Origin of the sequence: Hyphomicrobium sp. DMF-1 (assembly GCF_027886585.1) — a bacterium.
Classification (GTDB): domain Bacteria; phylum Pseudomonadota; class Alphaproteobacteria; order Rhizobiales; family Hyphomicrobiaceae; genus Hyphomicrobium_C; species Hyphomicrobium_C zavarzinii.
On sequence record NZ_CP115706.1, the window covers coordinates 788,404 to 811,711 of the forward strand.

20 protein-coding genes and 1 pseudogene are annotated in these 23,308 nt (G+C 61.5%); 11 read left to right on the forward strand and 10 right to left on the reverse strand.

Annotated features, from left to right (window positions below):
- Nucleotides 1-15: 15 nt before the first annotated feature.
- Complete coding sequence (locus tag PE058_RS03515) at nt 16-1,371, reverse strand: aspartate aminotransferase family protein (protein WP_271029845.1); 1,356 nt, start codon at nt 1,369-1,371, stop codon at nt 16-18.
- A 12-nt stretch (nt 1,372-1,383) separates the two neighbouring features.
- Complete coding sequence (locus PE058_RS03520; protein WP_020084084.1) at nt 1,384-2,385, reverse strand: phosphotransferase enzyme family protein; 1,002 nt, start codon at nt 2,383-2,385, stop codon at nt 1,384-1,386.
- Between the two features lie 213 nt (nt 2,386-2,598).
- Between PE058_RS03520 and PE058_RS03525 the strand changes: the two genes are divergently transcribed.
- From PE058_RS03525 to PE058_RS03555, 7 genes are all read left to right on the forward strand, one after another.
- Nucleotides 2,599-3,732, forward strand: coding sequence for an ABC transporter substrate-binding protein (locus PE058_RS03525; protein ID WP_156827164.1), 1,134 nt, complete (start codon nt 2,599-2,601; stop codon nt 3,730-3,732).
- A complete protein-coding gene (locus PE058_RS03530; protein WP_020084086.1) occupies nt 3,729-4,889 on the forward strand; it encodes an ABC transporter ATP-binding protein in 1,161 nt (386 codons plus the stop codon). The genes PE058_RS03525 and PE058_RS03530 overlap by 4 nt, the downstream gene beginning before the upstream one ends.
- 1 nt (nt 4,890) lies before the next feature.
- The gene (locus tag PE058_RS03535; RefSeq protein WP_271029846.1) at nt 4,891-5,745 is read left to right on the forward strand and encodes an ABC transporter permease; all 855 of its coding nucleotides are present in this window, start codon (nt 4,891-4,893) and stop codon (nt 5,743-5,745) included.
- Nucleotides 5,745-6,551 carry an ABC transporter permease gene (locus tag PE058_RS03540; protein ID WP_020084088.1) on the forward strand — a complete coding sequence of 269 codons (807 nt, stop codon included), beginning with the start codon at nt 5,745-5,747 and terminating at the stop codon, nt 6,549-6,551. Before PE058_RS03535 ends, PE058_RS03540 begins: the two co-directional genes overlap by 1 nt.
- A 17-nt stretch (nt 6,552-6,568) precedes the next feature.
- Nucleotides 6,569-7,348 (forward strand): 3-oxoacyl-ACP reductase FabG, encoded by a 780-nt coding sequence (gene fabG, locus PE058_RS03545; protein ID WP_020084089.1) that lies wholly within the window; start codon nt 6,569-6,571, stop codon nt 7,346-7,348.
- A gap of 71 nt (nt 7,349-7,419) precedes the next feature.
- Nucleotides 7,420-9,324: a propionyl-CoA synthetase gene (locus tag PE058_RS03550; RefSeq protein WP_271029847.1), complete on the forward strand. Its 1,905-nt coding sequence runs from the start codon at nt 7,420-7,422 to the stop codon at nt 9,322-9,324.
- A 158-nt stretch (nt 9,325-9,482) separates the two neighbouring features.
- A complete protein-coding gene (locus tag PE058_RS03555; protein WP_271029848.1) occupies nt 9,483-9,752 on the forward strand; it encodes a hypothetical protein in 270 nt (89 codons plus the stop codon).
- Nucleotides 9,753-9,854: 102 nt separating this feature from the next.
- Here PE058_RS03555 and PE058_RS03560 read toward each other — a convergent pair whose 3' ends face one another.
- Nucleotides 9,855-11,108 carry a GGDEF domain-containing protein gene (locus PE058_RS03560; RefSeq protein WP_026867746.1) on the reverse strand — a complete coding sequence of 418 codons (1,254 nt, stop codon included), beginning with the start codon at nt 11,106-11,108 and terminating at the stop codon, nt 9,855-9,857.
- Between the two features lie 377 nt (nt 11,109-11,485).
- Nucleotides 11,486-11,746, reverse strand: a pseudogene (locus tag PE058_RS03565) (heavy metal translocating P-type ATPase); the annotation flags it as partial.
- Here PE058_RS03565 and PE058_RS03570 point away from each other — a divergent pair.
- The gene (locus PE058_RS03570) at nt 11,631-11,921 is read left to right on the forward strand and encodes a hypothetical protein (protein WP_271030646.1); all 291 of its coding nucleotides are present in this window, start codon (nt 11,631-11,633) and stop codon (nt 11,919-11,921) included. The pseudogene PE058_RS03565 and the gene PE058_RS03570 sit on opposite strands and share 116 nt — an antisense overlap.
- Nucleotides 11,922-11,972: 51 nt before the next feature.
- On the opposite strand, the gene PE058_RS03575 is transcribed toward PE058_RS03570, so the two are convergent.
- The 5 genes from PE058_RS03575 to trbL are packed head-to-tail and all read right to left on the reverse strand — an operon-like array spanning nt 11,973 to nt 16,607.
- Nucleotides 11,973-12,293 carry a DUF736 domain-containing protein gene (locus PE058_RS03575; RefSeq protein WP_271029849.1) on the reverse strand — a complete coding sequence of 107 codons (321 nt, stop codon included), beginning with the start codon at nt 12,291-12,293 and terminating at the stop codon, nt 11,973-11,975.
- A 53-nt stretch (nt 12,294-12,346) separates the two neighbouring features.
- On the reverse strand, nt 12,347-13,612 hold the full coding sequence (locus PE058_RS03580) for a TrbI/VirB10 family protein (RefSeq protein WP_271029850.1): 1,266 nt from the start codon (nt 13,610-13,612) through the stop codon (nt 12,347-12,349).
- Nucleotides 13,609-14,607: a P-type conjugative transfer protein TrbG gene (trbG, locus tag PE058_RS03585; protein WP_271029851.1), complete on the reverse strand. Its 999-nt coding sequence runs from the start codon at nt 14,605-14,607 to the stop codon at nt 13,609-13,611. The genes PE058_RS03580 and trbG overlap by 4 nt, the downstream gene beginning before the upstream one ends.
- Entirely contained in the window at nt 14,604-15,302 is a 699-nt protein-coding gene (trbF, locus tag PE058_RS03590) for a conjugal transfer protein TrbF (protein ID WP_271029852.1), read from the reverse strand. Before trbF ends, trbG begins: the two co-directional genes overlap by 4 nt.
- Before the next feature lie 15 nt (nt 15,303-15,317).
- The gene (gene trbL, locus PE058_RS03595; protein ID WP_271029853.1) at nt 15,318-16,607 is read right to left on the reverse strand and encodes a P-type conjugative transfer protein TrbL; all 1,290 of its coding nucleotides are present in this window, start codon (nt 16,605-16,607) and stop codon (nt 15,318-15,320) included.
- A gap of 539 nt (nt 16,608-17,146) precedes the next feature.
- Here trbL and PE058_RS03600 point away from each other — a divergent pair.
- The 3 genes from PE058_RS03600 to PE058_RS03610 all read left to right on the forward strand — a co-directional run bounded on the left by PE058_RS03600 (nt 17,147) and on the right by PE058_RS03610 (nt 22,105).
- Entirely contained in the window at nt 17,147-18,886 is a 1,740-nt protein-coding gene (locus tag PE058_RS03600) for an ATP-dependent nuclease (protein WP_271029854.1), read from the forward strand.
- Nucleotides 18,879-20,330: a UvrD-helicase domain-containing protein gene (locus PE058_RS03605; protein ID WP_271029855.1), complete on the forward strand. Its 1,452-nt coding sequence runs from the start codon at nt 18,879-18,881 to the stop codon at nt 20,328-20,330. Before PE058_RS03600 ends, PE058_RS03605 begins: the two co-directional genes overlap by 8 nt.
- 155 nt (nt 20,331-20,485) lie before the next feature.
- On the forward strand, nt 20,486-22,105 hold the full coding sequence (locus PE058_RS03610) for a hypothetical protein (protein WP_271029856.1): 1,620 nt from the start codon (nt 20,486-20,488) through the stop codon (nt 22,103-22,105).
- Nucleotides 22,106-22,325: 220 nt separating this feature from the next.
- Here PE058_RS03610 and PE058_RS03615 read toward each other — a convergent pair whose 3' ends face one another.
- On the reverse strand, nt 22,326-22,934 hold the full coding sequence (locus tag PE058_RS03615; protein WP_271029857.1) for a hypothetical protein: 609 nt from the start codon (nt 22,932-22,934) through the stop codon (nt 22,326-22,328).
- Between the last annotated feature and the right edge of the window lie 374 nt (nt 22,935-23,308).

Here is a 23,308-nt window from a genome sequence, read left to right on the forward strand (position 1 = left end):
GCTCGGTTCGCTGCTTCAGGCCGCCGGGAGGGCCGAGAGGGTGTCGGCAAGGCGGTCGACGAAGATGTCGGCCTCCTCCTCCGAGAGCGACAGCGGCGGGCGAACCTTGAGGGTGTTGCCGAACTTACCGGCCGCGCCGATCAGCACGCCACGATCCTTGAGACCGTTGATCACGCTCGATGCCACCTCGGCATCCGGCTGGTCCCTCTTCCCGGACCGGCAAAGCTCGATGCCGAGGAAGAGGCCCGCGCCGCGAACCTCGGCGATGCGGTCGTCTTTCGCCGCGAGGTCGCGCAGGCGCTCCTTGATGTGATTGCCCTGGCGGAGCGCGTTCTCCTGAAGCTGCTCCTCGTCGATGACGTTGAGCACGGCCATGCCCGCCGCAGCAGCGACGGGATTGCCGCCGAAGGTGCTGAAATAGCCGGTATCCTCGCAGAAGCGCTCGAGCAGCTCAGGGCGCGTCACGAGGCCCGCCATCGGGAAGCCGTTGCCCATGGGTTTGCCCATGGTGACGACATCCGGCATCACATCGTGGCGGGCGAAGCCCCAGAAGGCATCTCCGGTGCGGGCAAATCCAGGCTGTACCTCGTCGGCGATGTAGAGGCCGCCGGCCTTGTGAACTGTTTCGATAGCCTTGCGCAGGAAGCCGGGCGGATCGGCATAGACGCCGTCGCTCGAAAAGATCGAGTCGCAGATGAAGGCCGAGAGCTTGTGGCCGCGCCGCCCGAGCTCCGCGATGGCGCGCTTGATGTCGGCGGCGAAGGCGTTCTCGATCGAGTCGCTCTGTCCGGCGTTCGAAGGCGCGGCGACCGTGACCACGTGATCCGGCAGGCCGCGCCGCTTCAGGGCGGAGGGCGAGATGTCGGAGATGATCGAGGTGTTTCCGTGATAGGCGTTCTCGGACACGATGATGCCGGTTCCGCCCGATGTGGCCGCCGCGATGCGGAGCGCGAGGTCGTTGGCCTCGCTACCGCTGCACGACAACACCACGTTGGAGAGCGATGCGGGGAATCTGGCTTTCAACGCATCCAGATAGAGATCGACGACGCTGTTCAGGTAGCGCGTGTTGATGTTGAGGCGGCCGATCTGGTCCGTTACCGCAGCCACGACGCGCGGGTGGGTGTGACCCACCGAGGGGACGTTGTTGTAGAAATCGAGGTAGCGCTTTCCGTCGGCTGCCGTCATCCAGGAGCCGCTGGCGGAGACCACCTCGATCGGCTCGCGATAGAACAGCACCGCGGAAGCACCGACGTTGGCGATGCGCCGTTCGAGAAGGGGGTTGAGCGCGCCGGTGTGAGCACCTGCATCGAACGCGTTCATGTCCAGGATCTGGCGTGCTGCCGGGAGCACCTTTACGTTCTTCTTAGCCATGTCGGCGAGCACCTATCGCTCTGTTTTTGAAAGGAACGCCTCGGCGAGCTCTACGGTGCCGTGCGTGAACGGCGCGCCGAGAGACTGTGCCGTGGGTGTCTCGGCGTGGCTTGCCACCCAAGCCGTGAGAAGAAAGCGCCGCAGAAAAACGAAAGTCGGGATGGCCGCTACGTCGGCTGCCGACAGGGGCGCGACCGAGCGGTATCCCTCTGTCCACGACTCCAGAAGCTCGGGGACGATCGGCTCGTGCTCGAAGAAGCTCACGGCGGATGCGAAGTCGTAGACGAACCAGCTGAACCCGCAGTCGTCGAAATCGATCACGCCGAGGCGGTCGCCGTCGACCAGCAGGTTCGCCAGCCGAAGATCGGCGTGGATGAGGCCGAAGCGTTCGGGGCCTTCGCCGAAGTCCGCGAGGAACTTCTGGAGTGCGCGGCTCGCCCGCTCGAGAATGGACATGCCGACGGCATTGAGGCCGAGCGCTTCGCGCCAGTCGCCCCACAGGGGAGACGAGCCGAGCATGGTTTCGTAGTGCCAGGTCTTGCGGCGGAACGTGCCGGGGCGCTTCCAGCCCTGGGCATGGCGGTGGAGGCGGGCGCTGATGGCACCCAGCTCGCGGAAGCCGGCGACGATGCCGTCGCTCGCCTGGGACGGCTCGGCGCCGCTCATGAATTCGAAGGCGACCACATCGCGATTGTCGCCGGCGGCGAACATGCTTCCGATGTAGCTGCCATCCTTGCGGGCGAGGGGTTTGGGAGTTGCAACAATGCCTTCGCGCCGCAGGTCGTGAATCCACTGGAGCTCGGATTCGATCTCCTGGCGGGTGTGATAGCCGGGGCGATGGACGCGCAGGATGACGGGCTGACCGGTGTCAGGGTCGACGGCTTTGAAGGTGGCGTTTTCCGAGAGATTCAACGTCGTTACGTTGCACTGCGGTGAAAGCCCCCATCCTTCCGTCAGGCCGGAAAGGCCTTGGCGTAGTTGCTCGACGAAATTGTCCTCGTACATGCCTGCCATTGGTCGCGCCCTGCTTTCTCGCTACCGATGGAGATAAAGAAAATTTCTGCGTTCTGCAACATTCCGCTTGCGTTTCACAACAATTCCCGTTGATCCTACGCTCAATCCGGCGTGACGCGACACGCGCGCGGCGGATCAAGACAAGGGCCGCAAAAACAATGGTCCAAAGGTTTCTAGGGGAAACACCGCCTAACCGTCCCAGGGAGAGGTTTGATGGAGCTCACTCGTCGTCATTTCACGAAAGGTATGGGAGCCGTCGCGGGTCTTGCCGCGTTCGGATCCGCGCGCCAGGCCTTCGCCGCGCGCGAGAAGGAAATGAATATTCTGTGTTGGGAGGGCTACAACACCGACAACGTGCTCGGTCCCTTCCGCAAAGCGTTTCCCGGTGTGACGACGCGCGCGGAAAGCGGCACGTCCGATCCGGACATGATCAACAAGCTGCGCGCGGGCGAGCTCAAGGTCTGGGACCTCATCAACGTCAACCAGCCGTGGGCGCGCCAGCAGCTCTTCCCCGAGAAGCTGATCAAACCGCTCAACAAGGATCGTTTTCTCCCCTATTTCGCGAAGATGTCGCCCGAGTTTTCGGCGCCCTATCCGCTGGCTTTCGCCGAAAGCGGAGAGCTCATCGGAATGCCGCAACGCTACGGGCCTTTCTGCTTCGTCGTGAATACAGACAAGATCAGCCGCGAAACGGCCGAGGATCAGGGCTGGTCGATCTTTCTCGATCCGGCAATGAAGGGCCGCTACGGCATCCTCACCTACGACAACTGGAACGTCATCCATTTGTGCCTCACGGCGGGCGTGGATCCGTTCAAGTCGGTCGGCGCGGAGGGCGTCACGAAGTTCACGGAAACGACGAAGGCCGTGTTCGCCGGCGCCAAGATGCTCAGCGACGATCTCGTGGCGATGAACACCGCGCTCATCAACGGCGAGATCGATGCGTACTTCACGGGCGGCACCTATACCGCGAGCCCGGCTCGCTTCGACGGCGCCACCAACATTCGCGGAATCACGCCCAAGAAGGGTCCGGTGGACGGCAAGGGCGGCGTGGTCTGGGTGGAGCTGACCTCGGTCGTCAACAACCCGAATGTCAGCCCGCTCGCCGAGGACTTCCTGGAGTTCGTGCAGAAGGCGGAGATCGCCAAGGCCGTGAGCTTCGCGGAGGGCACGTACAATCCGGTGAGCCAGATGGGCAATCCGGAAACCTTCAAGCTGTGGAACAACACCGAGCTGGACGCGATCCAGTGGGATAGCCTGTCGGAAGAGCTTCATCGCTCGGCAGACTTCTCGGTGGTTCCCGACTACGACGAGCTGCTCAAGATCTATACGGCGGCGAAGCGTCGATGAATATCGCAGCACCGGTCCGCCTTCCCGACGGGAAGGCGGACCTTTCCAATTTTAGCGACACGTCTAGACTGACCCACATGAATGTGAATGCGCCGCCTATCCTTCGCGTTGTCGATCTCAAGAAGACTTTCGACAGCTTCACGGCCCTCGATTCCGTGAACCTCACGGTGGCCGACGGCGAGTTTCTCGCCATCGTCGGACCGTCGGGTAGTGGAAAGACGACGCTCATCCGGCTGCTCGTCGGCATGGAAGAGCAGACCAGCGGCGAGATCTGGCTGCGCGACCGGCGCATCGACGACGTGCCCGCCAACCGGCGGCCGACGTGCATGGTGTTCCAGTCGCTCGCGCTGTTTCCGCACCGCACGGTCGGGCAGAACATCGAGTTTCCACTCAAGATCCGCGGCGTCGATCCCGCCGCGCGCCGGGCGCGTGCGCTCGAGCTGCTCGATCTCGTGAGGCTGCCGCAGCACTACTACGATAAGCGCATCCAGCAGTGCTCGGGCGGCGAGCGTCAGCGCGTGGCACTTGCGCGTGCGCTCGCGTTCGATCCCGAGATCCTGTTCTTCGACGAGCCTCTGTCCGCACTCGACTTCCGGCTGCGCAAGATGCTCGAGAAGGAGCTCAAGGATCTTCACCAGAGAACCGGTAAGACCTTCATCTACATCACGCACAGCCTCGAAGAGGCTATGGTGATGTCGGATCGCATTGCGATCATGCGCTCTGGCCGGTTCGAGCAGCTCGGACCGGCGGAAGAGATCTACGCCAAGCCCAAGAGCCGCTTCGTCGCGGAATTCATGGGCGAGGTGAATCTGTTTCGCGCGAACGGAAACGGCAAATCCGTTTCTTTCGAGCATGTCACGGTGGATCCCGTCGCGGCCGCGAAGAGCGGACTGAAGCCGGGGTTTCAGGGTTACATGATGGCGCGCCCGGAGAGCGTGCGGCTCTTGAAGCCCGGCGAAGGCGCGGACGTGACGGCCAAGGGGCTCGTCGAGTCCGAGTACCTGCTCGGCTCGCGCGTGCAATACCTCGTACAGCTCGACAGCGGCTACAAGGCTACGGTCGAGCTTTCGCGCGAGAACCGGGTGACCTGGGAGCCGGGCTTGAAAATGGGCATCGGTTTCGACCTCGATCGCACGCATCTCATCCAGGAGGCGTAGCGTGGAGCGGATCAACCAGCGCCTCGGTCTTCTGAGCGCTCTTCCGGTCGGCGTTTTCCTGGCGGCGGGATTTCTTGCGCCTCTCTGCGTCGTGGCTGCCTTCTCGGTCATGCCGCAGAAGGTGTTCTCGCTCGCGAACCTGCCGGATTTCTCCTCCTATGCGATCATGCTGCAGGAGGGATATTGGGAGTCGCTGCTGATCTCGCTCGCGATGGCTTTCGCGGCGACGTTCATCCTCTTCCTCATCTGCTGGCCGCTCGCGTTCGCCATGGCGAAGGTGTTCGGGCGCTTCACGCTGGTGCTCACCATCGGCGTGGTGATGACGCTGTTCGTCTCGGAGAATATCCGCCTGTTCGGCTGGGTGCTGACCTTGATGAAAGGTGGTCTCATCGAGGGCTACTGGCGGAACTGGACGGGACAGTCGTTCGACGGACTGCTCTACAACGTTCCCGTCATCATCTTCGGCCTCGTCTACGTCTATTTGCCGTTCATGCTGTTTCCGCTGGCGCAGGGCATCTCGATGGTGCCGGATGATGCGCGGCAGGCGGCCTTCGATCTCGGCGCGACGAGGTGGCAGATCTTCCGCGAGGTCGAGCTGCCGCTTTCGGCTCCCGGCATCGTCGTCGGCAGTCTCATCACCTTCGTGCTGACGGCGGGTGCCATCGCGGAATCGAAGCTGCTCGGCGGGCGCGCCGTGATCGTCATCTCGGACGAGATCGAGCGCGCGTTCACCTACGGCCAGAACTGGCCCCTCGGCTCGGCGCTCGCCATGACGCTGATCGCGGTGGTCGCGTGTTTCGCGATCGCGGGCGTGACGCGCATCGATCTCGACAGCATCATGGGGAGGAAACGCTGATGCATCCTTCCAAGTCGGGCCGCATCGGCCTCTATCTCTATGGCGTGCTCATTCTGGCGTTTCTTTATCTTCCGCTGGTCGCCATCGGCTTCGCGTCGGTCTCGACGGCGCGCTATCTCTCGTTCCCGATCCGCCAGTACACCACGCAGTGGTATGCCCAGGCGCTCGAAAGCGACACGGTTTCGGACCTGCTGTGGATCTCGCTCCAGGTGGCGACGATCGTGACCATCGTGTCGATGGTGCTCGGCTTCTTCGGCGCGCTCGCTTTCGCGCGCTACCAGTGGCGGTTCCGGCGGCTCTATCAGAAGCTCATCCTGCTGCCGATCTTCTTTCCGCAGTCGGTTCTCGGGCTCGCGCTGCTGATGTGGTTCAATGCCATCGGCATCACGCCCACGTGGCACACCGCCATTATCGCGCATCTGGTTTGGATCGCGCCGATCGCGACGCTGATCATCGCGATCCGGGCCTACAGTTTCGATCCGGCGCTGGAGGAAGCGGCTCGCGACATGGGGTGCTCCACGTGGCAGACCCTGCGGGAGGTCACCATTCCGCTGCTGATGCCGGGCGTGGTGTCGGCGGGACTGTTCTCCTTCCTTCTGAGCTGGGGGAACTTCCCGCTTTCGCTGTTCACCACGGGTGCGGATCTCACGCTGCCCGAATGGCTCTATGCCAAGATGGTATCTGGCTACTCACCGCTCGTGCCGACCGTCGGCATGCTCTCGGTGGCGGCGTCCATCGTGCTCGTCGCGCTTGCGCTCACGGTGCCGCTGCTGATCAACCGCTTCACGCGCAAATCCTCGGACTGATACGGGAGACTTAGACAATGCTGACGTCAATTGCCGGCCAGAGCGTCATCGTGACCGGTGGCTCGAAGGGAATCGGAAAAGGCATCGCCAAGGTGTTCGCCGCCCAAGGCGCGAAGGTGATGGTCACGGCGCGCGGGCTCGCCGATGCGGAGGCCACCGTCAACGAGATCCGCAACGCGGGCGGCACCGCGGTTGCCCACGCGTCCGACGTTTCCAACTGGGAGAGCGTGCAGGGGCTCGTGGCCAAGACCATCGAGGCCTTCGGCAAGGTGGACATCCTGTGCGCCAACGCCGGCGTGTTCCCGCAGAAGAAGATCGTCGAGTTGACGCCCGAGGATTGGGATCAGGTGCTCAGCACCAATCTCAAGAGCACGTTTCTCTGCGTGAAGGCGTGCATTCCTGCCTTCGAGAAGGCGGGCAAGGGGCGCGTCGTGGTCACCTCCTCGATCACCGGGCCGATCACGGGCTATCCAGGCTGGTCTCACTACGGTGCCTCGAAAGCGGGACAGCTCGGCTTCCTCAGAACGGCGGCCATGGAGCTTGCGCGCTACAACACCACCATCAACGCTGTGATGCCGGGCAACATCATCACCGAGGGTCTGCAGGATCTCGGCCAGAGTTATCTCGACGGCATGGCGAAGGCCATTCCGCTGAAGCGGCTCGGCAAGGTGGAGGACATCGGCTACGCCGCGCTGTTCCTCGCCTCGCAGGAAGCTTCCTACATCACCGGACAGACGATCGTCGTTGACGGTGGACAGATCCTCCCGGAATCTGTGGAAGCGATCGACAGCATCTAAGATAGTTTGTGATACCAGCACCCCGGAGCCGGAAAGCGGCTCCGGGGTGCTGTCAAAAAAGAAGCAGGCAGATGGGCAGATATTGGGACGTCTATAACGGATGGCTGGCCGATCCCGAGGCTTTCTGGGGGGAAGCGGCCAAGGCGGTCGACTGGTTCAAGCCTGCCGACAAGATCTTCGACGCGGGCAGCGGACAATATGGCCGCTGGTTCGCGGGTGCGGAGTGCAACACATCCTACAACTGCATCGATCGCCACGTGAAAGCGGGGTGTGGTGCGCAGCCTGCGATCATCTATGACAGCCCGGTCACGGGCACCAAGCGCACGGTGACCTACGCCGAGTTGCTCGACGAGGTGGAGGTCTTCGCGGCTGCGCTCGCCGGGCTCGGTGTCACCAAGGGCGATCGCGTTGTGATCTACATGCCGATGGTGCCCGAGGTCGCGGTGGCGATGCTCGCGGCGGCTCGGCTCGGCGCGATCCATTCGGTTGTGTTCGGCGGGTTCGCCGCGAACGAGCTCGCCGTGCGGCTGAACGATGCGAAGCCGAAGGTCATCGTCTCCGCGTCTTGCGGTATCGAGCCCAAGACCATCGTCAAGTACAAGCCGCTGCTCGACGCCGCCATCGAGATGGCCGCGCACAAGCCCGCGCATTGCGTCGTTCTCCAGCGTCCGATGGAGACGGCCGCGCTCAAGGCCGGCCGCGATCTCGATTGGAGCGAGCTTGTCGCGAAGACCCGCGAGAGCGGGCAGAAGGCGGCATGTGTGCCCGTCAAGGCGACAGACCCGCTCTACATTCTCTACACGTCAGGCAGCACCGGGCAGCCGAAGGGTGTCGTGCGCGACAACGGCGGGCACATGGTGGCGCTCACGTGGACGATGCGGAACATCTACGGCGTCGCGCCGGGAGACGTGTTCTGGTCCGCGTCCGACGTGGGCTGGGTGGTCGGCCATTCCTACATCATCTACGGCCCCCTTCTGAACGGCAACACGACCATCATCTACGAGGGCAAGCCCGTAGGCACACCCGATGCCGGCGCGTTCTGGCGTGTGATCTCGGAGTACAAGGTGGCGGCGTTCTTCACCGCCCCCACGGCGCTTCGAGCCATCAAGAAGGAGGATCCGACGGGAAGCCAGATCGCGAACTACGATCTTACCGGCTTGCGCACGTTGTTCCTCGCGGGAGAGCGTGCCGATCCCGATACGGTGCGCTGGGCGGAGCAGGCACTCGGCATTCCCGTGATCGACCATTGGTGGCAGACGGAGACGGGCTGGGCGATCGCGGCCAACCCGATCGGGCTCGAAGCCTTGCCGGTGAAGCCCGGCTCGCCGACAGTTCCGATGCCGGGCTACGACATCCACATTCTCGACGAGGATGGGCACGCCGTGCCGCAGGGGCAACTCGGAAACATCGTCGTCAAGCTGCCGTTGCCGCCGGGCTGCCTGCCTTCGCTCTGGAATGCGGACGAGCGTTTCGGCCCGAGCTACACCGACCATTTCCCCGGCTATTACAAGACCGCAGACGCGGGCTACCGCGATGAGGACGGCTATCTCTTCATCATGGGACGCACGGACGACATTATCAACGTCGCTGGCCACCGGCTTTCGACGGGGGCTATGGAGGAGGTGCTGTCGTCTCACAAGGATGTAGCGGAGTGCGCGGTGATCGGCGCGGCGGATGCTCTCAAGGGCGAGCTTCCGGTCGGCTTTATCGTGCTCAAGGCCGGTGTCGAGCGCGACGCGAAGGACATCGAAAGCGAGATCGTGGCGCTCGTGCGCGAGCGGATCGGGCCGGTTGCGGCGTTCAAGACGGTGCGTGTCGTAGGGCGCCTGCCGAAGACGCGCTCCGGGAAAATCCTGCGGGGCACCATCAAGAAGATCGCCGACAAGGCGGACTTCAAGATCCCCGCCACCATCGACGATCCGGCGATCCTGGACGAGATCGGCGCGATCCTGAGCACGCGGCCGATTGCCGGGTGAGGCGAGGCGCGGAACCGCAACGCGTGCCTTGTGTTGGATTGGGGTTTTATGAGGCGCGGCCGCCGAGGCGGACGCGCGCCTCGTTGTCTTACATCAGGGCATTCTTTAGTGTTGTCTGGCGGGCGGGGAACAGAGGCCCTGGCTAGACGGAGCCGCACATGACAACCGAGGATCCAGTCCCGGTCAGCGGGCGACAGATACCCCTTCTCCTTCAGATACTCGGGCTGAGCTCGCTTCTCGGGGTGGCCATTGGCGTCGCTTTCGTCTCGGTCTTGCTCTTGACCAACGTGGCGGGGCTCAAGGATCTGATCGCGAGCTCCAGCGAGCCTTATCTCGCGCTTTTCCTTCTCTATTTCTTCAATGGGCTGACCTTTTCGAGCGTGACCATGGGCGTCACGATCATGGGGCTGCCTTGGGACAAGCCCTAGCCTGCCCGATGTCGTGATAACGATCTGATTTAATTTGGGCCGCAATCGTCGGCGGCGCGGGGCGTGGCTCTCAGGCTGGACATCTCGTTGAGGTGGGCCGGACTATCCGCTGAACTCCGAAGCATCGCAGACTCTGTTCCTGCCGAGTGCCTTGGCTCGATAGAGCGCTTGGTCCGCCCGCTTCAGCAACACCGCAAATTCACGTGCATCGCTGGGAAAGCTCGCAATTCCGATACTCACGGTCACCAGTTGGTCAAGGCCGGGATGAGGACTGTGTTCCACGGCTGCACGCACGCGCTCCGCGAGTGTCTGCGCGTCCGGGCGGGATTCAGGACATAGCAGCACGAACTCCTCGCCGCCAAAACGGAACAGTTCATCGTCATCCCGCTTCACCTTGGCAATCGTCTCGGCGACGCTACGCAGCACACGGTCACCGGCAAGGTGCCCGAAGTTGTCATTGATGCTCTTGAAGTGATCGACATCGATCATCATCAGGCTCACCGTCAATCCCGCACGTGATGCAACCCGGAGCATCGCGGGCCCTTTGGCGTCAAGTTGTCCGCGATTCTGCAACCCCGTCAGAGAGTCCTTACCCACGCGCGCGACCAGCTTCTCGTAGTGGTGCCGGTAGGTCAGCCGGTCGAAAACATCTCCCGTTGTGTGCGCCTCGCTGCGGAGTTCGCCGCGCTCAACAAACGCCAAATAGGCCGATACCATGAGCGTAAAGAAGACCGCTGCGCCCATCTTGGCAATCCAGCCGCCGTAGAACGCCGAAATCGGCACGCCCGTCACGTACTTCAGGCCGGCATAGAAAAGAACCTGGTCGAAGCTCAAAACAATGGCCAAGCTTATAAACATGCGGCCTGGAATGGTGTTCGTCACAACCGCGCCTAAACGCTCGTAGATCAGCACCAGGGCAATGAGGTCGATGAAGAGAAGGCCCGTGCCCCAAACCATGAGCAGGCCGATCTGGTCAATGAACTGGAGGTCTGAATTGTAGCCGGGCAGCCCCGCCGGGTCGCTGTGAAGGCGTAGGAACGACGCCAACGCCACCATAAGGAGGTTGCCGACCAAGAGCCCGTAAACGGGCTGGCGCATGCTCTCCGCATCTTCCTTGATGTAAAGAAGCAGAAAAAAAGCGAGCTTGCCCGTGAACATAACTGTCGAGCCGGGCGAAATCAGGCCGAACGGAAGCTCTATGAAATAGACGGCGGCAAGATAAGTCTCGAGAAAATGTATCGCACCGATGACGCAGAAGAAGACGCCAATACCGATGGTCTTCCTCTTGTAGAATATGTAGGCCAAGCCGACGAAGTAGACGATGGCCTGCCCAAGCAGCAGCAAAAACCCAGACATGTCGTCGCCCCCCAAGATGGCCAGCCGCACTAGCCTCACGCGGTCGCCACTTCTCATAAACGCTCAAGAGAATCAACGCCGGGATAACGCCCCCGACCAAGACCCGCGCTGTCTCGAGCGCGGTGTCGTGTGGTTTTGTGCGATGAGCTTTCTTCACGGCCTGTGCTGGCCACTGGCCGGCCGCGAGGCTGCGTCCTAACGCCAGCCGGGTTTAGCCCACCCCACCCAAGGTGACACGACTTAAGCGCTGACGGATGTCATCTTCCTGACGATGATCCCGATCGCGTCACGCGGGCCAGGGCTCGCCGCGCTCGACGGGCATTGGTTGCGCGCCGGCTGAGCGACGCAAGCTTTATCGATGACAGACCGGCAGGGGCGACACTGAGGCTCACGACGACATTTTGCCGGATTACAGTTTCGGGTATGCCGGCTCAATCCGACCGCCAATGGAAGATGTGCGCGGCGGTCGGCCATCAACGCCACATCCGCGGTCTCAAGGGCAACGTCGGAGCCGCCGCTCCCATGACGCTGCCGACCGTGGCGTTTGCCATTGCCGGCGCGTCGGTCGCGCCGTCACCGACCATTGCGACCTTTGTCTGTGCCCGCAGTTTACGGATCGCTTCCAGCACGGTGCTCGGCGTCGTTATGGCAAGCGCGCACGGGGTTTGCGGCCACGAGGCCTGCCATTGCAGAGCACGGGCTTCAGAAGGCGGCCAGAGAGCTTTAAAAAATCAATTGCTTAATTGGTGGACCTCTCCGGAGAAATGTCGAACCAAGTCTTTGATGAACTTGCCAATTGGGAGGAAATTTTGAAGAGTTCCTCACTGGCGGACCGAACGCGCTCAACACCATAAAATAACTCCGCTAGGTGGCCTCCTTTCTGTCTCGACGCCAAAGCAGGCGGGCGACACCGTCGTCGCCGCCTTCGATCAACGCACCCCAGATTGGATGGGGCAGCGTTGGATCGTCGATCTTGATGCGCAGGTAGGTCTCCTCGGTCCCGTTGCGCTTGCGCCGCCAGGCGACGCCGATCTCGTTGGTGCCGGTCGTGATGCGGAAGTCAGGACCGCTGTCTCCTTCCTTGCGGTCGTTGGCCATGATCAGCACTTTGGCATTGATCATGAGCGTGCGGATCGTCCCAGAGTACCCGTCCTTGACGGCTGAGAAGGTTCCTATGACTGACATCGGGCCTGGGCTCCTTTGCGATATGCGGTTGTCTCGATGGCGGATGGCTCTGATTAGTTGGCAGCGCTGGCGCGGTAGGGTCTAAGGACAATGTCCTTGTGAACGATGACACGGAGCGGCCAGCCAGGGCGCACGGTGATGGTCGGCTGGACGTTGAGATTGCGCTCGATGAGCCGCTGGCCAGCTCGATTCGTGGTCGTCTGCGTTGAGAGCTGCAGGGCGCGGATGAGATCGCTGTCGGATGAGCCGAAGGCGAGCTCGCTTCCGACACCGAGGACGGTGGCCAGCGCCACACCCTTGAGTAGCTTCCAGGTGTGCAGATCGACCTCGTCGGCAAGGCCTGCATAGCCGCCAGTGTCGGTCGCGGGGAGATTGTCGATGACCACCGAGCTGCCATCGGGGAGGATGATGCGCTGCCAGACGACGAGCGCGCGTTCCTGGCCGAAGGCGACGACGTTGTCGTACTTGCCGATCAGTCTCGTCCCTTGGGGGATCAGGAGAAATCGGCCGGAAACAGTATCGTAGATGTTCTCTGTCACCTGAGCAGTGACGAAGCCGGGCAGACCGGAGTTGAGCCCGGTGATGAGGCTTGCGGCGATGACGGTTCCGGCCATCAATTGAAAGGGTGAGGCCGGCGTCTGCAAACCGTGCGGATTGTAGATCTCTTTGTCCGGCCCCGACTTGAGGAACGCGAGCTTGCGCGTCGCCTCGGTCGGATCGGTTCCGGTGTACTCGAGCTCACCCGTTGCGAGCGCTTGTGCCCGCTCCGTGGCGCGTAGCAGGGAGAGCGTGGCGAGGCCCCCATCGGCCGTGGGCGTGCTCGAGCGCGGCGTCGGTTCGGATTGTGCACCGCTCGGCGTCGAGTCCTGGGGCGGCTGTTTGAGCTGCAGACGAAAGAACACCTGCGATTCCCGAGCCTGCCCCGCCATGCGGGCAATGCGTGCCTTTTCCGCGCTCTCAGCATCATCGAGCGGCAGGCCGGTGTCGGGCAAGATGAGCTTGGGCACAGCCGGCGGCGTGCTCTGGGGCGCGGGGTTGGCTGGCCGCACGCCTTCGTACGTGGCCGGTAGCTTGCTGAGCCCGTCGGTGATCGGCTTGTTCTCGACGTTGATGAGCTCCTGCCGCTCGGCGACCTTGAGGCTTGGTGGCTTCAGGGCTACGAGCACGATCCCGGAGAGGAGCATCAGGAACACCGCCGCGCCGCCGATCAGGACCTTGCGATTGATGCGCGTCACCGGCTGCGGACGTGCGCGCAATTCCAGCGTCTCCGGCGCAGCCTTCGTCTCTTCCGGCTCTTGGATCTGGTCGGTCTCGCTCATGAGCGAGTCTCCCGCCAGATCGCGTCCGTGCGGACAATGCGAACCACCCGCTGCGGCTCGGTGCCAAGCCTCAGCTCTGCGGCGGCGAACAGCCTGTCGACGATGTAGGTGGTGCCGCGGACACGGTAGTTGACGAGCGCCGACTTTCCGTCTGGGCCAATGATGAACAGCGGCGGGGCTTCGCTCTTGGATATGCCGGATGGGAACTGGATATAGACCTTGTTGCCATCGTCGAATACCTGTCGCGGTTTCCACGGCGCATCGCCTTCGATGCGATAGCGGAAGCGCAACTCGTCGATGTTGATGCCGCCGTCGGCGATTGCGGCCACGGCGAAGGCGGCTTCCTCGCTCTGCTTGCGCAGGGAGACGAGTTCGGCGGCGGGATAAGTCCACGACACCGAGGCCATGTACGTTGCCTCGGAGGAACGCATCTCGAGATGATAGGTGCGTCGATCCGTGGTGATGACGAGGTTGGTCTCGAGGTCGGCGCCAACCGGCTTCACCAGGATATGGACCTGAGCGTCCTTGCCGTCGCCGCTGCTCGTGTCGCCGACGACCCACCGCACCGTATCTCCAGCCGAGACCGAGACCAGCTTCTCGCCGGCCTCGAGCGCGATGTCCGTTACCTGGTTGACGGCGGCGTAGAGCTGATAGAGCGCGCCTTTGGTATACGGATAGACCTGGATGGCATTGATATAGCCGTCCTTAACCGGCTCAAGGCGCGCTGCCTCGTTGGCTCCGGTCACGCGATCCGCTGGCGGTCGCGTATCCTTCTTCTTGCCGGCGTCCTTTCCGACGGGCTTGAGCTGGCCGGGAAGCGGCAGCGGTGTCGGAACCTCGACGTAGCGCACCGGCAGCTTGGGATCTGGCTCGCGATGGGCGGCCATCGCCGGGCTGTCGAAGATCGGAATCTCGGGGACCTTGATGTTGGTGGCGCAGGCGCCGAGCCCGATCGATGTCATGAGGAGGGCGACGAGGGTGCGGTGGGTACTCATTTGGACTCTCCCGTGGTGACGTCCTGCGACCAGTTGAAGGCGTGCACGTAGATGCCGAGCGGGTTCTTGCGCACAGCATCGACGGTTCTCGGTGGGGTGAGAGCGATGGAGAAGAGGCCGGTGAGGCGCTTGGTGTCCTTGAGTGCGCCGCCCTCGAAAGTGCGCTCGGTCCAGCGTACCTGGAACGAGGAGTCCGAGGCCCGCACGATGCTCGTCACCTCGACGGCAACGGTTTGGCGGCCGATACGGGCAAAGGGGTCGTTGTCGCGGGCGTATTCATTGAGCGTGACCGCCGCCTTGTCGGTGACGAAGTCGTAGGCCTTGAGCCAGTTCTGGCGCACGACCACGGGATCGATCGAGAGTGCGCGAACGTTATCGATGAAGCGCGCCAGGTGATAGGCGATCTGCGCGTCGCTGGGCTTGTAGCTCTCGTCCGCTGGGCCAACGGTGCGGGCGCCGCCGCGCGAATCGACCTCGACGACATAGGGGACGACGCCGCTCGTACGGCCCATCCAGAACAGGATGCCTGCCAACAGCAGCGACATGCCCAGATTGCCGAGCGCCATCAGGCGCCAGTTGTGGGCCTGGACGCGGGCGCTGCCGATCCGCTCGTCCCAGGCTTGGGCGGCCTTCTGATATGGCGTGACCGGCTCCGGTGTCTCGCCGTAGCGCAAGGCCGATCGCTTGAACACCATGGTGGATGTCTCCTTCTAGCTCTTGTTTTTGAGATCGGGGCCGCCACCGCTTGCCGGGCGGTCGCCATCGCGAAGGGCATGAGCCGCCATGAGGCCGGCTTGGGTTATGCGTTGGCGGCGGGCGAGGCTTTGCGCCCAGGCCGGTGGGCTGGAGGCCGCGGCACTGGCCGCGGCTGCGTCTCCGGCGTGACCGGAGCTGTCGGATCCCGATCGTGGTGAGGCATCGCGGATTCCTTGCGCGGCGCCCTGCCGGAAGGCTGTCGTCACCGGCGCCGCGAATGCAGCGGCCATCCTGGATGCCGGTGCGGCCATGGTAGTCCGTGCGACACCGGCCATGCCGCCGGCCTCATAGGCCGCGCCAACGCGTCCCGCGAGTGAGGCTGCGGCTCTGGTCCCGCTACCGGCCGCGCTGCCAGCCAACCGCGCAGTACCCGTTGCAGCCAATCCGCCGGCTACACCAGCGCCGCCGATAGCTGCCGTGGTGGCGACCGCTGCGCCAGCACCGAGTTGAGGCGCACCGGAGATGAGACCGGCCGCAATGGCGGGCACATAGATGGCTAGTCCGAACACGGCGATGGCTGCCAGGATGCACGACGCGGCCTGAGTCAGCGTCACTTCGCCGGTTGGACGGATCACGGTTCCGAACAGCGAGGCGCCGATGCCGACCACGATTGCCAGCACCATGAGCTTGATACCGGAGGAGATGACGTTGCCGAGCACGCGCTCGGCGAGGAATGCCGTCTGACCGAACAAAGCGAACGGCACCAGGACGAAACCGGCGAGCACCGTCAGCTTGAATTCGATGATGGTGATGAAGAGCTGGACTGAGAGCACGAAAAAGGCGAGCAGCACGATCATCCACGCCAGCATGAGGACGGCGATGGTGACGAAGTTCGAGAAGAATGTCGTGAAGCCGATCAGCTCGCCGGCTTTCTCCAGCAGCGGCTTCGAGGCGGTGAAGCCTGTGGAGGCGACAAATCCCGGGCGCATGAGATCGGCGGCCGTAAGTGACGTGCCTGATGCCTTCAGGCCCAACCCAGCAAACGAATGAAAGACGATATCGGCGAGGCCCTGGAAGTTGGACAGGAGCAGCGCAAAGAAGCCAACGTAGAGCACCTTACGGATGAACTGTGCGATAACGTTGTCCTCGCCCATCAGCGCCCAGAAGAGGCCGGCGAGCGTGATGTCGATCGCGATCAGTATGCTCGTTAGGAATGCGACGTCGCCGGCGAGGAGGCCGAATCCGCTGTCGATGTAGCGGCTGAAGGTTTCCGTGAAGCGGTCTATGATCGCTAGGTCGTCCATGTCTGCGCGCCCCGTGCTACCGGCAAGGCTCCGCCAGCGGCACAAACTGCGTTGGCCGTTGGGGACATCAGCTAGAGAAGGTTGGGGCGGGTCAGGTGAGCATCACCGTTCTGGCGCCACCCGATGTCTGGGAGATCGGGCAAGGCCATGATGCTGGAGAGGTTGATGCCGCGTGAATGAGGAAACGCCGCAATACGCGGGAGCGATCGGGAACTCTAGGTGGAATGCAGGAAGATGCTTGTGAGCAAGCAGATTTTGATCTTTCTCTAGCCCCGGAGGAGTGAGTTCTCAGACCGACGAGAAGCCGACATCGCTGGTGTCGACGGCCTGCGCTAAACAGCGCCCTCTCGGAGAAGTCCCCTTCGTGGGGTTGAGCGGACGTCGGCGTACGACGGTCGAGCGTGGGTCCGCTAGGTCGTGTAAGTATTCGCCCGCTGATTCCGTTCAACGAAAGTGAAAAAACCCGTCACCGCCGGTTACTAATGCTCTGCTATCAGATAGGCTGCTGGAGGGGAAGCGACCACTGAGCAATATCAAAAATGCGGATCGTCTATCTAGAAGTTGAGAATTTTAGAGGCATTAAGAAGCTTAGTTGGTCTCCCTCCGCCAAGTTCAATTGTCTCATTGGCCCGGGCGACTCTGCAAAAACAACAATCCTCGATGCCATTGAGCTGGTGCTGACGCCGCGCTCCTATGCGTTCGCAGACGATTCCGATTTCCACAATCTCGACTACAATCAGCCCATAAGGATCGTGGCGACCATCGCAGGATTGCCTCCTGAATTCATTGCCGATGATCGGTATGGCCTCCATCTTCGAGGCTGGAACGCTGACGCTGCCAAGGTCGAAGACGAACCGAGGGCGGGCTTGGAGAGTGCGCTTTCGCTGCAACTAACAGTCGATAAGACCCACGAGGCGCGATGGTCGGTGTTCAACGACAGAATTGCCGCCGACCAGGAAAGCGATCCGCCGTCTCTGAAATACATAGACGCGCAGACACTGGCGACGACGCGGCTTGGCCCCTATGCCGAGCGGCATCTTGGATGGGGCCGCCAATCGGTCCTCAACCGTTTGGGGGACGCAGCGGAAACCCTGGGCGGTCAGATGGCAGACGCAAGTCGCGCCGCCCGCGAGGCTTTCACGAAAGGCAATCCGTCAGTTTTCAAGGACACCGCCGAACGCGCAGAGAAGCTAGGCAAGCTTTTCGCTGTTCCAATTCGCGACAAGTATGGCGCTGCGCTGGATGTGCAGGGCGTCAACATATCGGCTGGCGGCATTTCCTTGCATGACGGCAAGCTGCCGCTGCGCCGTCTTGGCACCGGCTCCTCTCGCCTCATTGTCTCTGCCCTGCAGCACGACGCGAGTGGTTCACACGTCGCGCTGATTGACGAGATTGAACATGGGCTGGAGCCTCATCGTATAGCGAGGCTTCTGAAGTATCTCAAAGCGCCGGCTGATGCCGGCAGCACGTCACCCTCGCAGATTTTCATAACCACGCACTCTCCCGTGGTGATCCGCGAGTTGAATGCTGCCGATATTTTCACGGTTCGTGCCGAAGCGGGGATGGTGCGCGTCACCGCTGCCGACGCGGCGGCAGCCGACCCCAATACTGCGCAAAAGCATCTGCGCGCGGCCCCGGACGCGTTCCTCGCCCGAAAAGTGGTAGTTTGCGAGGGGAGGACCGAGCAGGGGCTCTGTCGCGGGCTCGACGCTTACTGGAGTTTGCATGAGGGAAAAGAGTCGTTCGCTCTGCGCGGCTTGATCGAGATTAACGGAAATGGCAACGCGAGCGCGCTGGTGCTTGCAGACCACCTCGCCAATCTCGGATATGACGTTTTTCTTCTGTTGGACACGGACGAGAGGGCCGACGAACAGAAGCTCACCGAGCTGCGCGGTAAAGGCGTTCGTGTCCATGAGTGGCCAGACAATGTTGCGACCGAGGAGCGGATATTCCTCGATGTGCCCTGGGCAAGTGTACAGGCGCTCGTAAAATTTGCGTGCGAGTGCGTTAATGCCGACAGCGTGATGGCGCAGATCAACAAGGTGGCTAAGGCCGCTGGCGCAGCCGAGCTTTCCAGTCTGGACTTGCCGACCACGCTCGACACCGAAGCCATGAGATCCATCCTAGGCAAAGCGGCAAAGAACAAGGATAGGCCCTGGTTCAAGGACATCACCCGCGGCGAGGAGCTTGCCGCCATATTAGGCCCCGTACTTGCAAAGATTCCTGACAACCCGCTTGCCCTTGGCATGGGCGCTTTCCGCGCGTGGGTCGATGGCTGAAGATGCGGACCGAAAAATCGCCGAGGAGGCAGCGGAATCCGCGCGAGGGAGCATTGTCGCGGCGGCTGGCTGCGGAAAGACGGAGCAGATCGCGCGGGCTACTTCGCTCGGCAATGGCCGAAGACTGATTCTCACTCATACACATGCCGGAGTAGATGTTCTACGGGCCCGGCTGGCGTTTCACAAAGTCCCCCGGTCACGCTACCGTCTTGAAACCATCGCCGGATTTTGCCTGCGCTACGCGGCAGCTTTTCCTGTCACGTCGGGGCTGAAGACCTCCAGTCCCGCCAGCGATGCCGAATGGCGCGATGTCTACAAAGCGGCGTCTCAGTTGATCATAAACCAAGCGGCGGACGAGATACTGAAGGCCTCTTACAGCGGCGTGTTCGTGGACGAGTATCAGGACTGCTCTCTCGCCCAGCATGATGTCGTCAACGCGCTCTCAAGGGTGCTCCCCGTATGCGTGTTCGGCGACCCCTTGCAGGCGATCTTTGACTTTAAGGGTCAACAGCCGGTCGATTGGGACAAGGACGTATTTCCTGTCTTTCCGAAGAAGGGCGAGCTGCTGACACCCTGGCGATGGCACAAGAAGGAGAACCCGAAATTTGCGGAGTGGCTTGCGATGGTCCGCGTAGCGCTCGACGCCGGCGGGCATGTTGATCTCGCTGGCCGCCCCCCATGCGTGAACTGGGAAGCACTCCCGACCGATCAGAACCGCCGCACGATGAAAATCGTCGAGGTCTGCAAGCGCGTGCGCGGCGAAGCGGGGAACGGATCCGTTGTCGTCATTGCGGATGCGTCGAGCATCGGCATTCAGGCGTACATCGCCAAGCAGCTTTCAAAGACCGGCTATTCCAAGATTGAACCGGTGGGCTGCGAAAGCCTCTACGCATCCGTGAAGAAGCTGGAAAAGGCCAAAGACTTTAAGCAACTGCAGGAAACCGTGAGCTTCATCACCGATTGCATGACGGGTGCGGAGGAGACCCCATACCTGGCGGCGGTGAACGCACGGCTGGAGGGACGCCGCGCCGGGGCTGCAAAGTTCGGTGACCTGATCGATCTCGGCGTGGCATTCCTGGCCAACCCCACTTTTCAAAATCGCCTTGCGCTTCTCGACGCATTTCATCAGCGCGAAGAGTGTTACTGTTTCCGGCGCGAGATGTTTCATGCGATGCGGGCGGCGCACCTGCTGTGCATCAGCCGCCCCGGCCTCGCTCTCGCCGATGCCGTTCGCGAAACCCAGACCCGGGCGCGTCATGCGGGGCGTGTGGTTCCCCGGCTTTCCGTAGGCAGTACGCTTCTCGTCAAAGGTCTCGAATTCGATCATGCTGTGGTCGTGCACACCCCCAAGATGACGAGGCGCGATTGGTATGTGGCGCTAACCCGGGCAACGACCGGCCTGACGGTCCTTTCCCCGACGCAAAAATTCGAGCCAGCGGCTTAGGGCATTCTGTCTGTGACAGCTGGCCTATCGGAGAAGATTGCCGGCTCGCAACGTAAGTTATTGACATACTTGTATTTATTTTGGTGCGGGACCGACGTGTATAGCCCGATGTCTACTTGTATTATAAATAGCGTTGTGTGACAGGGGACTAGACCATGAAGTCTTTCCAGAACATGGTCGAGGATACGCTCCTTAAGGACGGGCCGGTCCTGTCGTCGATCCTCGCCAAAAACTTGGAAGCGTCCGGCCTTACGCCGGAAGCGGCACGTCAGCGGATATCGAGGGCGAACGGCAAGGTACGCCGGTTGTCGGGCCTGCCATTTCCGAAGCGCGCCAGCATTCTCTACCACGAGGCCACGTATAACTCCGGCAAGTACTGGAACCAGCTAGTCAAGATTACGATTGGGTCGAGCCCTGCCTATGGCCCCGCGCTCGCTGCAGTAATGGCCCGCGACGGCATCGTACCGGAAGCTCATTTTGCAATCATCAGCGGATCTCCGCAGGCCCAGAAGGGACAACTTGCAAGCGAGACGGTCCTGAGCCGCCTTGTTGCTAACGGCTTTTTCAAGAGGCTTCACATTGAAGGGATCGGCCCATGCATAGCGCTCGATGCTAACGGCCAGATTCAACACGCCAAGAGCACGGAGCTCACGGCCCGTCTTGTGACCGAGAACATGATGCTTCTTGCGGTCAGGGACTGGGCCAGAAATCTCGGCATGGCCAGCTACGATAAAATCACCTTGCGCACCGACGCCAAGCTTCCGAAGTACGGCACTTTTCACTGGGATCTCTGCGGACCATCCTACATCCGTCCCCTCGCGACCCGGGAGAAGGATGGAAAGCCCACGCCCGGATTCTTCCTATGCGATGTCATGGCAGGCAACGCCATAAACGCGAACGGCATCGCGGCCTTCGTAAGGAAGTGCAGCATGCTCTCGGGGCTGAAAAATCTTCCGCCCATGATGCCGATGCTATTGGCGGATGGCTTTACCCGCGAGGCGTTCAACCTTGGGCGCGGGCACGGCATACTCATGACGACGCCGACCAATCTGTTTGGGGCGGAAGTGGCGACCGGCCTGCGAACGCTTCTGCAATCGGTGACAAAGGCCGCGGCAGTGGCTACCGAACAGCCGGAAGTCATTCCCGAGCTTTTCAGCAAGCTAAGTCACATTGAGGGAGCAGCCGCGAATCTTCGCGGCGCTCTTTTTGAAATGATCATGGGTCATGTTGTCTACGCGCGGGAAGCGGACCCAATTGAGATTGGCAAACGCATCAAGGACCCCTTGAGCGGAGCGAGCGCCGAGATTGATGTGTTCCGCGTCAAGGAACGGCAGGGAGTATGGATTTACGAGGGGAAGGGTCACCAGCCTTCTGAAATTGTCGATCTCGTCACGGTGGAGAAGTGGGTCAAAGACCGCGTGGCGCTGATCTACAGGGTGTTGAGCGCAGAGCCACGGTTTCGGGAAAGCGAATTCCATTTCGAGTATTGGACTTGCGGCACGTTCTCCGCCGAGGCGCGCGCTTTTCTAGAGAAAGCGGCAGCGAATACGCATCGCTATACGATCTCTTACAAGGACGGCGCTGCAGTTCGACAGTACGCCTCGCAGATAAGATCAACCTCGATCATGCAGACGCTGGATCAGCATTATTTCAACCATCCAATCTCGCGGTTCGATAAGAAGTATGACGCGACGGAGTCGCTGCTTCGCGTTCAACTCGACACGCCGACACTCATAGCGGACATGCGATCGCGCGGGATCGACGAAAGCCTTTAGTTTTATTGACGTGCCTGGGACGACGGCGCCGCGATGCATCCGCCGACTGACGTCAACTTGCAGGTGAGCAGCGGACCTTTGCCCGCTCAGTCACAATAACACAGATGACACTGAACAGAATGAAGGTCTTGCGCGTTCGTTGGAGGCCCGGTCGAGCCGGGCTTTTATGGCTGTTCGCGCAAGGGTGTAAGGAGCCCGCCGCCCACCAAAGCGAGACCGGTCAAGGAGACTCGTCCGAAGGATCATCCCCAGGATCCCAATCAATGGTCCATTCAACGGGACCACCAGCCCAATCATGCGGGGGAGGAGCTTTGTAGTCATGATTCAATTGGGTGACGAGGAAGTTTACGCGCACGGAAAGCACACCTATCTCCGCGACGAGCCGCTTCTGAACCTCGGCCGTAAAGTCCTCCAGCTCGACGGGCTGTGGTGCATTCTTTATTAGACGGGAACGAACTGGAGGAAGCCCTGCCTCTGTGAATTCCATAATGTACTGAGAGTGGAGCAATTCGTTTCGGCGAATTCTTTCTCTATCGACCGCGCTCATTAGCGCTTGGAATGATTGTACCCATCCGGGGCGCGCGTGAACGCGATCAAAATCCGGAGAGGTCAAAACAATTTTCGTAACCTCCTTGATCCGATCATCGAAGTTCATCTTCGCGATTTTTTGCTGACGCTTAGTCCGATTTTCATGGCCGTAAGCGAGCAACAGAATCTGATCGAGCTTGGCCTCGATGTACTGGAAGATAAAGACATAGCGGCCGATGGCCGCAAACATCGCTTCGGTGTCGTCTTCCGTCCACAACGGTGTTGGTGAATTAGTGTTCATGAATCGGCTTGCTGGCTGGCAAGGAAGCTTCAGCAAACGCTATCAGGATCTGGAATGTACGCAACGGCGTGAGATCGCCTCCGTCGCGGATCTTTTTTTGGGATGGCTTCCGACCCTTGGCCGAACACATCCTTCGTGCTCTCGCGAGCGACAGGGAAGGATTGAAACTCAATGATCCGCAGGACCCTCTCGAGCAATTCAAGAAGCAGGGTCAGTTCGGAAGTGCGTACGGCGCGTCCTGTAACCAAGGCGGGGCCCGAGCAGTTGCCAATCCTGGCAGCGTCCAGGCATCACCCCAGACTCAACGCCCGCTTGAAATCGAACGGTAATCGTCGGGCGCCTAGACGCCTCCACGTGCGCTGTTGATAACCGCA

Excerpts from the sequence above, each read along its gene's own strand:
- PE058_RS03515 (WP_271029845.1), bottom strand. The coding sequence starts at position 1,371 with ATGGCTAAGAAGAACGTAAAGGTGCTCCCGGCAGCACGCCAGATCCTG.
- PE058_RS03520 (WP_020084084.1), bottom strand. The coding sequence starts at position 2,385 with ATGGCAGGCATGTACGAGGACAATTTCGTCGAGCAACTACGCCAAGGC.
- PE058_RS03525 (WP_156827164.1), top strand. The coding sequence starts at position 2,599 with ATGGAGCTCACTCGTCGTCATTTCACGAAAGGTATGGGAGCCGTCGCG.
- PE058_RS03530 (WP_020084086.1), top strand. The coding sequence starts at position 3,729 with ATGAATATCGCAGCACCGGTCCGCCTTCCCGACGGGAAGGCGGACCTT.
- PE058_RS03540 (WP_020084088.1), top strand. The coding sequence starts at position 5,745 with ATGCATCCTTCCAAGTCGGGCCGCATCGGCCTCTATCTCTATGGCGTG.
- fabG (WP_020084089.1), top strand. The coding sequence starts at position 6,569 with ATGCTGACGTCAATTGCCGGCCAGAGCGTCATCGTGACCGGTGGCTCG.
- PE058_RS03550 (WP_271029847.1), top strand. The coding sequence starts at position 7,420 with ATGGGCAGATATTGGGACGTCTATAACGGATGGCTGGCCGATCCCGAG.
- PE058_RS03555 (WP_271029848.1), top strand. The coding sequence starts at position 9,483 with ATGACAACCGAGGATCCAGTCCCGGTCAGCGGGCGACAGATACCCCTT.
- PE058_RS03560 (WP_026867746.1), bottom strand. The coding sequence starts at position 11,108 with ATGTCTGGGTTTTTGCTGCTGCTTGGGCAGGCCATCGTCTACTTCGTC.
- PE058_RS03570 (WP_271030646.1), top strand. The coding sequence starts at position 11,631 with ATGACGCTGCCGACCGTGGCGTTTGCCATTGCCGGCGCGTCGGTCGCG.
- PE058_RS03575 (WP_271029849.1), bottom strand. The coding sequence starts at position 12,293 with ATGTCAGTCATAGGAACCTTCTCAGCCGTCAAGGACGGGTACTCTGGG.
- PE058_RS03580 (WP_271029850.1), bottom strand. The coding sequence starts at position 13,612 with ATGAGCGAGACCGACCAGATCCAAGAGCCGGAAGAGACGAAGGCTGCG.
- trbG (WP_271029851.1), bottom strand. The coding sequence starts at position 14,607 with ATGAGTACCCACCGCACCCTCGTCGCCCTCCTCATGACATCGATCGGG.
- trbF (WP_271029852.1), bottom strand. The coding sequence starts at position 15,302 with ATGGTGTTCAAGCGATCGGCCTTGCGCTACGGCGAGACACCGGAGCCG.
- trbL (WP_271029853.1), bottom strand. The coding sequence starts at position 16,607 with ATGGACGACCTAGCGATCATAGACCGCTTCACGGAAACCTTCAGCCGC.
- PE058_RS03600 (WP_271029854.1), top strand. The coding sequence starts at position 17,147 with ATGCGGATCGTCTATCTAGAAGTTGAGAATTTTAGAGGCATTAAGAAG.
- PE058_RS03605 (WP_271029855.1), top strand. The coding sequence starts at position 18,879 with ATGGCTGAAGATGCGGACCGAAAAATCGCCGAGGAGGCAGCGGAATCC.
- PE058_RS03610 (WP_271029856.1), top strand. The coding sequence starts at position 20,486 with ATGAAGTCTTTCCAGAACATGGTCGAGGATACGCTCCTTAAGGACGGG.
- PE058_RS03615 (WP_271029857.1), bottom strand. The coding sequence starts at position 22,934 with ATGAACACTAATTCACCAACACCGTTGTGGACGGAAGACGACACCGAA.